Genomic DNA, 14,249 nt, shown 5'->3' with positions numbered 1-14,249 from the left:
CGCGAAGTTAGCATAAAAAAGTGATTCAAATTGCGAGAAATCGTATCTTTGTCTTATGAAAAAAACTAAACGATATTATGAATTTGGGGATTTTCTACGGGATCTATTCAAATTCAAGGTTCAGAAGATTTCCATAAACGCAGGCTTCACCTGCCCGAACCGAGACGGGTCTAAAGGATGGGGCGGTTGCACCTATTGTAATAACCAAACATTCAGTCCAGAATACTGTCATACGGAGAAAAGCGTTACCGAGCAATTAGAGGAAGGCGTACGTTTTTTTTCCCGCAAATATCCGGATATGCGGTATCTGGCCTACTTCCAAGCCTACACGAATACATACGACCGATTAGACTCTCTTATTCTCAAATATGAGGAAGCGCTTGCCTATCCCGGAGTAGAAGGATTGATTGTCGGCACTCGTCCGGACTGTATGCCGGAAGGTTTATTGGATTATTTTGCGGAGCTTTCCCAGCGAAAATTCGTCATGATTGAATATGGATTGGAAAGTACGCTTGATAAGACCTTAGTCCGCATAAACAGAGGGCATACCCATGAAGAATCGGAATCCGCTATCCGTCGTACGGCGGCAAAAGGTATTTACACCGGGGCACACCTGATACTCGGACTACCGGGAGAAAGTAGGGATGAAACATTACACCATGCGGATGTCTTATCACGCCTCCCGATCACGACACTTAAACTGCACCAATTGCAGCTAATCAAGAATACCCGCATGGCGAAAGAGTTCAAGGAAGATCCTTCTGATTTCCATTTATATACGGCTGATGAATATATCGAATTAGTGATTGACTTCATAGAACGACTGAACCCCTCTATCGTAGTAGAGAGGTTCGTATCACAATCCCCCAAAGAGCTACTGATCGCACCGGATTGGGGTTTAAAGAATTTCGAATTTACCGCTAAGGTAAATAAGCGGATCGAGGAAAGAGATACACGGCAAGGACGACTATTTCAAGTCTAAGGCGACATCACCATAAAAGGTAATAGCCTGTTTATTCACGGGTGTCACATTGATTGTCACCGAGCCATTCGGATAGACTTCCACCCGAAACATGTATACATCCTCTTTGGTCTTTACACGGAACTTGATTTCGGAACTACCTTTCTTTTCAGAGGTTTGCTCCTTCTCTGTCGCCACTTCTTTAAACGTCAAGCCCTCTCCACCACCATAAGGAGCAGAGTAAGCACGTCCAAAGTAAGGAAGATAAGACAGGATCGAGTCACCATGTATTTCCAATGAGTAGGGGGAAGTAAGATTGACGGATCTCCCGGCCATCGGTACGGCACGATCCACATCGATCTTAATACGACCGCTATCCACGATCTCCCTCACTACTCTCTCTTTTTGCTCCTTCCGCTCTTGCTTACTTTGAGCAAAAAGGGATTGCCCTGCACAAAAAAGGACAATCCCTAAAAATCCAACTAACCTTGTTAATCTCATAACCTTAATAAACTAAACACACTATTAATCACTCTATATAGTAAAGACAATCCTTCGGGTGAATAGTTTAATCTAAAAAGGTCAAATTAAGGCTGTTTATATTTCATTATCATATTAACGCAAATTATCCAAGATATAATCCTGTACGGTAAAATCTTTCCGTACGATCGTATCACCGGGAACACGTTCGTCTGTCGTGATCGCTAAATTCTCATCGCCTAAGACTTGACGGCTCAAGAAGCTCATGATATCGTATTGGTTCCGGGACATAGGGAGCCCAGAGATCTCATGCCCCGCATTCTCTACCTTATAAAAATAATAGGAAGCTTGAAGATTTTCCAGACTTTTCGCTACAGCGGATGATCCCCATAAACCGCCGAGGTTCTCCATAGCGGCTTGTTCAAAAGGAACGGTTTTATCCGCATCGCCATGGAATAGCATAATCGGACAAGGCATCTTTTCCCAATGTGGAGGAAGCACACCAGAGACCGCACCGGCATATGAGATCACACCGGCATAGTTGAAACCTGCCGGTAGCCTTTTCGCCAACTCATGTCCGTTACATAAATCATACTCTGCCTGCAATACCGTAATCGCCCCGGCACTCGAACCGCTCGCTACGATCTGCTCCACATCGATGTTCCAATCCGAGCTTTGGTTGATCACAAAACCGGTAGCATCATAAAAATCCTCTACCGCCGTATCGATCGCATGCTGCAAGGCCGCGATAAAGTCCATCGGAGAAGAGACTTTAGAAGGATCCAGATTCTTCAAGGTGGTACGATAATCCGTAGAAACGACCACAAATCCGTTTCGGGCGAGGAACTCGAAATAGGGAATATATCCTTTATCCGCCTTATCTCCCCCTTTAAACCCACCGCCAAAAGCAAAAATCATCACAGGCTTTTTTGAGGCGGGCGATATAGAAGGTAACTCATACTTGTCCAAGGACAATGTGTCTGTCCCTTTTATAGAGAATACGAAATTCTCTTTCTGAACTTCCACATTCGCCACAGGTTTAGGCTGCGTACAAGCGAACGAGCAGACGATCCATAAAGCAAATAGCGAATACACCCAATTTCTGTTCATCTTATTTTCGTATTAGAGGTTATTTTGTTCCTTCCTTCAAACCATCCAAGAACTTATCCACTTTCTTGGCAGCGTCTTTCACGCCCGCTTTCATTTTCAATCCGGCGTATGTCGCTTGCAATTTAATGATCTCCGCTTTCTCATCAGCGTTTAACTCTTCCTCGAACTTGGCGTAAAGATTCGTGGATAGATCCGAGAATTTCAGATCCGCCTTCTTCCAGTCCTTATCGGTATAATCAGCGGCCTCCATTTCCACCTTATCTACAAAATCACTAAACTCCTTCACATATGAATCCTTTGATTGGCAGGCGCTCAAAGCGAACATAACCAATAACATGAATAGTACTTTCTTCATCTTTTAATTAAAAATTAATTCGTTATACAACACAAATATATGCAAAAAGGTTAAACCCTTGTATATGTCGTATAACTTTACGTAATTTGCTATCCTATTTTCTTAATCAGATTAATAAATTTATGGAGAAAAAACATCAGTACCGAGGATTAACCAAACAAGAAGTAGAAGAGAGCAGGCGCCTTCACGGCGAGAATGTACTTACCCCGCCCCAGAAAGCTTCGTTATGGAGCCAATTCTTGGAGAAATTCGAAGATCCTATTATTCGTATATTATTAGTGGCATGGCTCTTGTCCATGATAATCGCTGGCGTACATTGCTGGGGACCTGAGGCGAAAGGTTTTACGGCCTTCTTGGAGCCGATCGGCATTTTCTTCGCTATCATGCTTGCCAGTTGCGTGGGCTTTTTCTTCGAGGTGAAAGCGAACAAGGCATTCGATATCTTGAATACAGTCAATGATGATATTTTAGTGAAGGTAATCCGTGACGGGAATATCTGCCAAATACCGAAAAAAGAGGTCGTCGTAGGCGATATCGTTGTTTTGGAGACAGGTGAGGAAATTCCCGCAGATGGACATTTGCTTGAAGCCATTTCCCTACAGATCAACGAATCCACACTAACCGGTGAACCGATTATTAGCAAGACAACAAACGAGGCGGATTTCGATACGGAAGCGACTTATCCGTCCAATGTAGTCATGCGAGGAACGACGGTCGTGGACGGACATGGCGTCATGCAAGTGGAAAAAGTGGGTGATGCTACCGGATACGGTAAGGTCTACGAAGGCTCGCAAATCGAGAGCGATGTAGAGACTCCCTTACAGATCCAATTGAAAGGTTTGGCCGGAGTGATCAGCAAAGCCGGATATACGATCGCCGGAGTGACGTTCATCGCCTTGACCGTAAAATTCCTTTTATCGGATAGCTTCCCCGGGATGCCGGCGATGGACATCATCGCCCATATCCTCAACTACTTTATGGTAGCGGTTACGTTGATCGTGGTATCCGTTCCGGAAGGATTACCGATGAGTGTCACGCTAAGTTTGGCCCTCAGCATGAACCGTATGTTGAAGACGAATAATCTTGTCCGCAAAATGCATGCCTGCGAGACCATGGGAGCAACTACCGTAATTTGTACGGACAAAACCGGAACGTTGACACAGAATCAAATGCAAGTCTACCAAACGAATTTCTACAACCTGAAAGAACAAAAGCTTGGGGAGGATGAGTTAAGTAACCTGATCAAAGAAGGTATCTCCACGAACTCCACGGCATTCCTCGATTTCTCGGAAGAAAAGGTAAAAACCCTTGGAAACCCGACGGAGGCCGCCCTTTTACTCTGGTTGAACGGACAACACCAAAATTATCTGGAATTAAGAGAGAACGCTACGATCCTAGATCAATTGACCTTCTCTACGGAACGGAAATATATGGCTACAATCGTACAATCACCGTTACTCGGCAAGAAGGTACTTTACGTGAAAGGTGCTCCCGAAATCGTACTGGCCAAAAGTAACCGGGTGGCGATAGACGGAACTTGCAAACCGGTGGCGGAATGTAAAGCCGGCATCGAAAAACAATTATTGGATTACCAGAACCAAGCGATGCGTACGCTTGGCTTCGCTTACCAAATTATCGAGGATGGAAAGGATGAGACTTTCTTCGTGGAGGGTCGTTTGCATGATACGGATTTAACGTATTTAGGTATTGTAGCGATCTCCGATCCGGTACGTGCGGACGTGCCGCCCGCTGTTCAAAGTTGCTTGAACGCAGGTATCAACGTGAAGATCGTTACGGGAGATACACCGGGTACGGCCAAAGAAATCGGACGGCAGATCGGTACGTGGAAAACGGATGATAGCGACAGGAACATTATAACAGGTCCCGCATTCGAGGCGCTTAGCGACCAAGAGGCCTTGGAGCGTGTCTTAGACTTGAAGATCATGTGTCGTGCCCGTCCTACGGACAAACAGCGTTTGGTACAATTATTACAGCAAAAAGGCGCTGTGGTAGCGGTTACCGGCGACGGGACAAACGATGCCCCAGCCTTGAAAGCTGCTCAAGTCGGCCTCTCCATGGGAGACGGTACTTCCGTCGCCAAGGAAGCCAGCGACATCACGATTATCGATAACTCGTTCAGTAGCATTACCCGTGCGGTGATGTGGGGACGTTCCTTGTACCGGAATATCCAGAAATTCCTGTTATTCCAATTGACCATCAATGTTGCCGCTTGTCTGATCGTATTATTAGGTTCCTTATTAGGTACGGAATCACCTTTGACCATCACGCAGATGTTATGGGTAAACTTGATCATGGATACATTCGCAGCCGGAGCATTGGCCTCTCTCCCACCGAATGAACGAGTGATGAAAGATAAACCTCGCCGGAGCGGTAAGGATGGAGATTTCATTATCACTCGCCCGATGGCTTACAATATTTTCGGTGTCGGATTCGCATTTGTCGTAATCTTGATGGGCTTGTTGTTCTATTTCCATGCGCAAGACGGCTTAACGCCACACGACTTATCATGGTTCTTCAGCTTCTTCGTGATGCTACAGTTCTGGAATATGTTTAACGCGAAGGCTTTTATGGAAGGACGTTCCGCTTTCGCCAATTTAAAGGATAGTAAAAGTTTCTTGCTAGTTGCATTACTGATTTTGATCGGTCAATACCTGATCGTCACTTTTGGAGGCGAGATGTTTAGCGTAATACCTTTGTCCTTGAGAGATTGGGCGATTATTATCGGATCTTCCTCTCTAGTTTTATGGATCGGTGAGTTATTCAGGTTATCCAAAAGATAAATATATATTGTACAACTTGTAGAGACGGGACACGCTCCGTCTCTACAACTGAAAATAGTACACCTATATAATATATCAACCTAGCTATAAATAGCTATTTCCTTATTCCATTTCTTTTTTTAACTTCGCATCCCAAATTATTTAAATCATGGAACATCTATTAGAATTAGCGAAAAGAAACCAAGAAAGAGCTTGGGAAGTGATCCGGCAAACCGACATTATAAATATCTGGAAATCTGTCGGGGCGGAAATAAACTTAGTAGGCTCCTTAAATATGGGACTACTCATGAAACATAAGGATATCGACTTCCATATTTACACCTCTCCCTTCCGTATATCCGACAGCTTCCAAGCGATGGCCCGGCTAGCGGAGAACCCGCTCATTAAACGAATCGAATACGGAAACTCGCTCGATACGGAAGAACGATGTGTAGAATGGCACGCATGGTTCCAAGATCCGAATAACGAACTCTGGCAAATTGATATGATCCATATCGTAAAAGGTTCCCGTTATGACGGTTATTTCGAGAAAATGGCCGAACGTATAACCGCCGTACTGACTGACGAGACTCGACAGGCCATCTTAAAACTGAAATATGAGACACCGGATACAGCGAAAATCATGGGCGTGGAATATTACCTAGCAGTCATTCAAGACGGCGTGCGTACGTATGCAGAATTAGAGGACTGGAAAAAACAACATCCAGTCACAGGCGTTATCGAATGGATTCCATAAGAACATTATTGACCAAACCGTGAAGAATCGATCTCTTTCTTATTCTTCCGGTTCATCTTGCCCAATGTATACTTTAAAGTGAGCGATACTGAACGAGTATCCGAATAGATCGTCATATCACTCTTCTGGCTGGGATAATCAATATGCGTTTTCGCACGTAAGCCCTTTAACAAATCCTCACCTCGCAGCATTACACTTAACTTTTTCGGTATCGGATTCCAGACAAGCCCTGCCGATACATTATAATTACCATCCACATCATAGATACCTTGTATCGAAGGCGCACTATAGCGAGCATTCACTTCCAGCGATAAGTTCTTCTTCTTTGATAAAGTAAACGTATTGAACAACATCAACTGCCCGAATAACTTTTTCCGATCAAACGAAATATCGATAAACACTCCCTCATCTTGAATTAAGAAGCCCGATGCCACGAACCGTGAGCTAACCACCCCACCGATCCGAAACGGGATAACTGCCATCGCCCCGAAAGTATTATGCTTATCGAAATTAACCGATTGGTAATAGGCTCTCAACGCTTTCGTATCTTGATAATACAATTGGCGAATATAATTCACATGATGATTGGCAAATAGTCCAAAAACATATTTCTTTTTCAAGATATAATTAGCCCTAGCCATATAAATACGTTCCGGTTCCAAATAAGGATTTCCCCGTACCTGACTATACACATTCAAATAAGAAACATTCGAGCTCATGGCCCAATACGCCGGATACTTCTTATCGCTGGAAAAATTGACTTGAAGCATATTCGATGGATCGATCGTATAACTCAAGTTCAATTGTGGATAGAGATTTACCCCAGACCATAAGGTCCACTTCCGGCCCGCCGAATCAATCACCGCCTTATTATACTCCGCCGAAAGAGAAGCGCTCAACACCAGTTTCTTGCCAAAACGCTTAGAGAAACCGGCATACAATCCCGCCGTATACTCTTTTTCTTTTTGGGCAAACGTAGCTGACAAATCCTCCTGTTTATCTTGGTAGGTAAAGGAGCTATTATCCGTAAAGGATAACTGCACATTCGTGCCCGCGTTAATTTTCCATCCTTTTCCAAATACCCGTTCGTAGTTGACGAATACATTCGCCAAATGGATATTTTGCCGGGAGGTAGCCTCCACCTCTTGTTTCGTATCGGGATAATCCGAGATCATATATTGATCCCTGCGATCCTTATAATAGGTATAATCCACCCCTGCGCTCAAGTTCTTGGAATGTGCATAATTCAATCGTACATTTTGAAGATTCTTCGGGCCCGATAACTTATTATTACTTTCCGCATTCTCAATACCCACAAATAGAGTGTTCGAATATCGTTTGGAATTAGAATCCGTTATCTTGGCATAATAAGAAATATCCACCTCACGCCCCTTATCCATAAACCAATTGGCACTCGCCCCAATCGTATGGTTCATAGAACGACCTACCGCCGTATTTTCTTGCAGGATCTCATAAGGGCGATCCTTCACGATAGGATAGGCGTTCATATCCTCGGTTGAACGGGAATGGTTATAATTAGCGGAATAAGATAGATCCAGACTATATTTCTTTTTGGAGTAGGATAAATTCACTAATCCGGTTGGCGAGAAGTAGAAAGCTTGCTTTCCGGTCAAAGAGATATCGGCACTTAAATCCTCATTCACTTTCTTCTCCATAATGATATTTATACTACCTCCTTTTACGCCATATTTTGGAGGAGAGCTATACAAAAGCTCTATACTCTTTACTTTGCTGGCCGAGGTAGATTTCAGAAGCTCTACAATCTGGGACAATGACATTGAGCTTCTACGTCCGTTAATAATAATGTTCGTAGCAGGGACGCCGATGATACTAACGTTGTCCCCTTCTTTCACCAATCCGGGAATCTCTCCTAAAATATCAAATGCAGTATTCACCGGTTTGGCCATGATCAAGTTAGGCACGTCGAAAGATAAGGCATCGTCCGTAACCGTAACCAAAGGACGCTCGGAAGTAACGTAGACATCCGGCAATTTTACCGTAATACTATCTTTCACCAAGATAACAGAATCCTTAGTCTGTGCATTTACAGCGACAAGAACATTCAGAAGCAACAAGAAAGGAACAATGGCAGTCTTCATAATATCAAGATTATGTTTATAATCCGCCAAATTAAAAAGAAAAAAGGAGATAAGCAACGAAACTATCGAATATTTACGAACAAATCGTATACATATTCAAAATAAAGCAATTACACCACACCTACTTATACTATTAACCCGTTGGCGGAATTAAGTAACCGTGCCAAATCTTATAAAGATAAAAGTCAGATCAAACCAAATGTGCCTTTAGTCTGATAATATTCATTCGACCTTATCCAAGGTAAAAGTAAAGATTAAAGTAGAACCTCCGGGGATACCGCTATAATCTCCATATCCATAACCTAGCGAAGCCGGGATAATCGCCTCCACGGTCTCATCCAGATGGATATTCAATAAGACACCGCTTAAGCCCGGGATAATGCCGTTCATAGAAAAACTTGATCTATCCAGTTTCTTTTGAAAGACCTGTCCATCTATAAACTTCCCTTCCAGACCTAGCAAATAGACCACGGAAGTCATCGTGGGTGTTGTTGTCCACTCATTTTCTTTCCGAATGATCCGGTATAAGGCGGTATCACCCCCTAGAACAACTTGCTTATATCTTAATTCACCCATCTCATCTTTCTCTGTTTTCTTTTCCCAGATGTATTCCTTGTTTTTGTTGATATAAGCCAATTGTTCTTCCGAGAATTGAAGCTCATCATCATCCCCACAAGAAGTAAGTCCCATCATCATGATCACTAAAAGTGACCATACATACATTGAAAGTGCTTTCATTCCGATTTCTATATAAAATTAAATTATAATTATTCTTGATTTCCGAGGCGCGAATATACAAATCCATTTTGTTATATCAACTAACTTTCCGTTCTTTGCATAAATATAGTAGTAACCAACTAATACAACATGAAACTAAATAAATTAATAGCGATCGCCACGATCAGCCTTCTGTCGGGAGGTATAAGCATGGCACAAAAAGCGTTGAATCTTGAGGATATCGTTGCCGGTAACGTCATACAAACAAAAGGCATCGGAAGCATGACTTGGCTAAAAGACGGTGAACGTTATAGCCGCTTGGAAAATAATAAGCAAACCGGAGGCACGGATATCGTCGCCTATCAAGCAAAAGATAACTCCCGTGAAGTCATTATCCCCTCATCCCTATTGACAGACAAATCTACAGGAAAGCCTATTCCCGCACGTAGTATCTCTTGGAGTGCGGATAATGAGAAAGTCTTGATTTATAACAATACCCAACGGGTATGGCGTTATGATACCCGGGGTGACTATTGGGTATTAAACCTAAAGGACGGCGCTTTACGTCAATTGGGAAAAGGAATGCCGGAATCCTCCATGATGTTCGCTAAATTCTCTCCGGATGGCACACGTGTGGCCTATGTTTCCAACAATAATATATATGTAGAAGATATAGACTCCGGGAAAATCACGCAGCTAACAAAAGACGGAAGCGATACGATTGTCAACGGAACTTTCGATTGGGTATATGAGGAGGAGTTCAGTTGCCGGGATGGTTTCCGCTGGAGCCCGGACGGAAAGCATATCGCCTATTGGCAAAGCGATACGAAAGGAACGGGAGTGTTCGACATTATTAATAATGTAGACTCCATCTACGCAAAGGTAATCCATTTCCCATACCCCAAGGCAGGAACCACCAATTCAGCCGTAAAAGTAGGCTACGTTTCCTCTACCGGCGGGAACACCACTTGGATCGCCATACCCGGAGATCCCCGGAACAACTACCTGCCCCGTATGGAATTCATCCCCGAAAGCGACGAGTTGTTCATACAGCAACTAAACCGCCCGCAGAATACAAATAAGGTATGGATCGCCAAGATATCCGATAACTCGCTGAATAATATCTTCACTGATACGGATGCCGCATGGCTGGACACGAATGATAACATACAATGGTTAAAGGACAACCGCTATTTCACATGGGAAAGCGAGCGTAGTGGCTGGCGACACTTATACCGGATAAGCCGGGACGGAAAAGAGATACAACCCATCACCAAAGGTGATTTTGATTATATCTCGCCGGTCGGGACCGATCTACAAAAGGGCTGGGTCTATTTCATCGCCTCCCCGGACAATTTCACCCAACGTTACTTGTACCGGGCTAAAGCATTCGGCAATGGGGAAGTGGAGCGTGTAAGCCCCATGGAACAATCCGGACAGCACCGCTACAATATGTCACCCACCGGCAAATGGGCCATACATACGTATAGTAACGCCTCTACCCCATCCGTTATCGACATGGTTTCTTTCCCGAAACATCAATCCGTACGCATGCTTGAGGATAATGCCCAAGCCAAGGACCAATACGCCGCCTTAGGATTAAACCCGAAAGAATTTATCAAGGTCAAGTCCGGCAATCTAACCTTGGACGCATGGATGATAAAACCTGTCGATTTCGACGCATCCAAGAAATACCCGGTTATCATAGAGGTATACGGCGAGCCGGCGAGCGCCACCGTACAAGATGTATGGGGTAACGGAGATTTATGGCAACAATATATGGCGAACCAAGGTTATATCGTGGTAAGTATCGAGAACCGGGGTGCGAATACTCCCCGTGGACGTGAATGGCGGAAATGTATTTACGGGGAAGTGGGTACTTTCGCTTCCGAAGACCAGAGCAGGGGTATTCTGGATATGACCCGTCAATATCCGTTTATCGATGCCAACAGGATCGGTATTACCGGATGGAGCGGTGGTGGTAGCCAGACCTTAAACTGCATGTTCCGTTATCCGAAAATATTCCATACTGGTATAGCGATCGCTTTTGTAGCCGACCAACGTTTATACGACACGATCTACCAAGAACGTTACATGAATACTCCGCAGAACAATCCGGAAGGCTACCACAAAGGTTCCCCGATTACCTATGCCGAGGGACTGGAAGGTAATCTGCTGCTTATTCATGGTACGGGAGATGATAACGTGCATTACCAAAATTGCGAGATGCTGGTGAACAAGTTGATCAAGAACGGAAAGATGTTTACGCAAATCAGTTACCCGATGCGTAGCCATAGCATCAACGAAAGGGAAGGAACAACTCTTCACCTACGTAAGACAATGGCTAAATACTGGCTGGAACATCTTCCGGCCGGTGGTAAATAGTTAATCCACGATTCGATGAAACAATTTTTATTGCGATTAGTGATCTTGGCAGGAATCAGTTTCCTGCCAACGGTGTCCAACGCCCAATTAAGGGAAAAGGCCGAAGAACTATTGTCTACGACATTAGGCAATGATCCGGAGGAACCAGTTACCCCAACCGATACGCTTTCGCTCGATGAGCAGCACCGGAAGGATTCCATCAAGATGCAGGAGCTAGCCCTCCAGTTGCAAGAGATGAAACTAAACGAGATCTTACTGAAAGACGAGCTGGAAAGCACGAAAAACAGCAACGCTACCGCCGACTCCCTAAAAAGGTCCGAGCAACGAAACCGTATCGATTCCCTTCGGGCACTGACTCCCGGCGTACCTGTAGTCGTGGAGGGGGATACCTTATTTCACCTTTACGCCAAGCGCGGAGGCCGCACCCCGGTTGACCGGGCTGAGGACATCCTCAATATCATGGTAAAGATCGGGACCTCGCATTCCTTGAAGAAGGATTCCATCTATATCTATGACAGCGAATACGTAACGGATATCATGTACGGAGACAAGGTTATCCTAAGTATCACCGATCAAGATGCCCTATGGCAAAATCTCAGTCGTATAGCCCTCGCTGAACAATATCAACCGATTATCCAAAACAAGATACAAGAGTTAAGGGAGCAACATAGTATCTTGCAGATAGCGAAACGGGTATTATTGTTCATCCTCGTAATTATCATCCAATATTTCCTGTTTAAGCTGACCAACTATCTGTTTAAGAAGCTACGCAGGAAAATTATCTGGTTAAAGCAGAACCGACTCAGATCTATTACCATCCGGGATTATGAATTTCTCAACACACATCGCCAAGGACGTGTATTGATGTTTTTCACCAACGTAATACGATGGATCGTGTTACTAATCCAATTAACCATCAGTGTACCGATCCTTTTCGCTATCTTCCCGCAAACAGAAGATCTAGCCTTGAAGATATTCTCCTATTTGTTGGAGCCGGTAAAGATGATCTTTAAATCGGTAGCCTCCTATATTCCGAACTTGTTTATCATCTTGGTGATCTATTACTGCATCAAATACATCGTAAAAGGAATCCAATACATAGCCAACGAGATAGAGAGCGAGAACCTGAAAATATCAGGTTTTTACCCGGATTGGGCGCAACCGACGTTTAATATCATCCGTTTCCTGCTATACGCCTTTATGATCGCCATGATCTATCCTTATCTGCCGGGATCGGACTCGGGGGTATTTCAAGGCATATCCGTATTTGTCGGTTTGATCATATCGTTGGGTTCCAGTACGGTGATCGGAAATATCATCGCAGGGCTGGTCATTACTTATATGAGGCCCTTTAAATTGGGTGACCGTATCCAACTAAACGAGACGACTGGCAACGTGATCGAGAAGACTCCGTTTGTAACCCGTTTACGTACCCCTAAGAATGAGGTAGTGACCATCCCGAACTCCTTTATCATGTCCTCCCATACAACAAATTATAGCGTATCCGCACGGCAATACGGATTAATCATCCACAGCACGGTTACGATCGGCTACGACGTACCTTGGCGGCAAGTTCATCAATTATTGATTAATGCCGCCCGCCAGACCACCGGGGTATTGCCAGAGCCGAAGCCTTTCGTATTGGAGACCGAACTAAGCGATTACTATCCCTGTTATCAAATCAACGCTTATATAAAGGACGCCGATAAACTCGGAGATATCTATTCCGACCTGCATCAAAACATACAGGACGTATTCAATGAGGCTGGCGTAGAGATCATGTCACCGCACTATTTCGCCGGACGAGACGGAAGCGCTTCCACGATCCCGACCGCTCCCTATCCGGATGACTGGGTAGAGCCTTCCAAGAAATAAATATTTCACGGTAAATAGTTAAAAATGATCCCTCACGAAACAAATCGTGGGGGATTTTATGTTATATGTCCAAACGTCACTAATAAAATAAATAATGGTAATGAAAAAGTATTTTATCGCAGTAGCGGCTATGGCATTTTTGGCCGCATGTAGCGGGAAGCAAGCCCAAAAGGATGTACCCGTAGAAGTAGAGGAAGAAGAATTCGCCATAATGTCGGCGGCTCCGGACGCTCCGTCTTTGCCACTGATCCATTCTGTTAAGGCGACCCAACCGGCAAAGCCCGTGAATATGAGGGATTCCTTGAAGGCTGATCCTAAAAAGGGACCGGTTATCCAAAAAAAGTATAAGGGAACCCTGACTTCTCCGGATAGCGTGAACGTAGATTATGACTTAACCTTGTATTATCAACAAGATAACGCAGACGAGGAAGGCGTATTCGAGTTGGATGCTCTTTATACCGTACCGGAAGCAGTAGCCTCAAGTACCGGAGCGGCGAAGAAAGCTCCTCAGAAAGCCATTACAACCGGTAAACAAAAAGTAAAGCACGGAACTCCCGATGACGCTAGCGCAGTAATCTACGAGTTGATTCCCAGTGATGGCGAACCCGTCATCTATTTCCTAGTAGAAGGGGATAACTTGACCTTGATGAACGACGCGTTGCAAAAAGCGGCGGCAGATCTTAACTACACGCTAAGACTTGTCCAATAA

11 protein-coding genes are annotated in these 14,249 nt (G+C 44.3%); 6 read left to right on the top strand and 5 right to left on the bottom strand.

Annotation, left to right across the window (positions count from 1 at the left end; all coding sequences use genetic code 11):
- The first annotated feature begins 55 nt into the window (after positions 1-55).
- The gene (locus tag CI959_RS11735) at positions 56-982 is read left to right on the top strand and encodes a TIGR01212 family radical SAM protein (protein WP_005854266.1); all 927 of its coding nucleotides are present in this window, start codon (positions 56-58) and stop codon (positions 980-982) included.
- Here CI959_RS11735 and CI959_RS11730 read toward each other — a convergent pair.
- The 3 genes from CI959_RS11730 to CI959_RS11720 form a co-directional block, all read right to left on the bottom strand.
- Positions 968-1,462: a DUF4251 domain-containing protein gene (locus CI959_RS11730; RefSeq protein WP_005854264.1), complete on the bottom strand. Its 495-nt coding sequence runs from the start codon at positions 1,460-1,462 to the stop codon at positions 968-970. The genes CI959_RS11735 and CI959_RS11730 overlap by 15 nt on opposite strands.
- A gap of 114 nt (positions 1,463-1,576) precedes the next feature.
- Positions 1,577-2,551: a S9 family peptidase gene (locus tag CI959_RS11725; RefSeq protein WP_011966749.1), complete on the bottom strand. Its 975-nt coding sequence runs from the start codon at positions 2,549-2,551 to the stop codon at positions 1,577-1,579.
- Positions 2,552-2,570: 19 nt separating this feature from the next.
- On the bottom strand, positions 2,571-2,906 hold the full coding sequence (locus CI959_RS11720; protein ID WP_005854260.1) for a DUF6565 domain-containing protein: 336 nt from the start codon (positions 2,904-2,906) through the stop codon (positions 2,571-2,573).
- A gap of 122 nt (positions 2,907-3,028) precedes the next feature.
- On the opposite strand from CI959_RS11720, the gene CI959_RS11715 reads away from it, so the two are divergent.
- Positions 3,029-5,707, top strand: a complete 2,679-nt coding sequence (locus CI959_RS11715) for a calcium-translocating P-type ATPase, PMCA-type (RefSeq protein WP_005854258.1) — start codon at positions 3,029-3,031, stop codon at positions 5,705-5,707.
- 148 nt (positions 5,708-5,855) lie between these two features.
- Entirely contained in the window at positions 5,856-6,443 is a 588-nt protein-coding gene (locus CI959_RS11710; RefSeq protein ID WP_009018029.1) for a hypothetical protein, read from the top strand.
- A 5-nt stretch (positions 6,444-6,448) separates the two neighbouring features.
- Here CI959_RS11710 and CI959_RS11705 read toward each other — a convergent pair whose 3' ends face one another.
- Complete coding sequence (locus CI959_RS11705; protein ID WP_022192800.1) at positions 6,449-8,563, bottom strand: outer membrane beta-barrel family protein; 2,115 nt, start codon at positions 8,561-8,563, stop codon at positions 6,449-6,451.
- Between the two features lie 222 nt (positions 8,564-8,785).
- Positions 8,786-9,301 (bottom strand): FKBP-type peptidyl-prolyl cis-trans isomerase, encoded by a 516-nt coding sequence (locus tag CI959_RS11700; RefSeq protein ID WP_011966791.1) that lies wholly within the window; start codon positions 9,299-9,301, stop codon positions 8,786-8,788.
- A 129-nt stretch (positions 9,302-9,430) separates the two neighbouring features.
- Between CI959_RS11700 and CI959_RS11695 the strand changes: the two genes are divergently transcribed.
- From CI959_RS11695 to CI959_RS11685, 3 genes are all read left to right on the top strand, one after another.
- Complete coding sequence (locus CI959_RS11695) at positions 9,431-11,665, top strand: S9 family peptidase (RefSeq protein ID WP_009018026.1); 2,235 nt, start codon at positions 9,431-9,433, stop codon at positions 11,663-11,665.
- Positions 11,666-11,680: 15 nt separating this feature from the next.
- Positions 11,681-13,540: a mechanosensitive ion channel family protein gene (locus tag CI959_RS11690; protein ID WP_005854246.1), complete on the top strand. Its 1,860-nt coding sequence runs from the start codon at positions 11,681-11,683 to the stop codon at positions 13,538-13,540.
- Positions 13,541-13,640: 100 nt separating this feature from the next.
- Positions 13,641-14,249: a hypothetical protein gene (locus CI959_RS11685; protein WP_005854244.1), complete on the top strand. Its 609-nt coding sequence runs from the start codon at positions 13,641-13,643 to the stop codon at positions 14,247-14,249.

The organism is Parabacteroides sp. AT13 (assembly GCF_002272965.1).
Classification (GTDB): Bacteria; Bacteroidota; Bacteroidia; order Bacteroidales; family Tannerellaceae; genus Parabacteroides; species Parabacteroides distasonis.
This window is presented reverse-complemented; position numbering and strand designations above follow the sequence as displayed.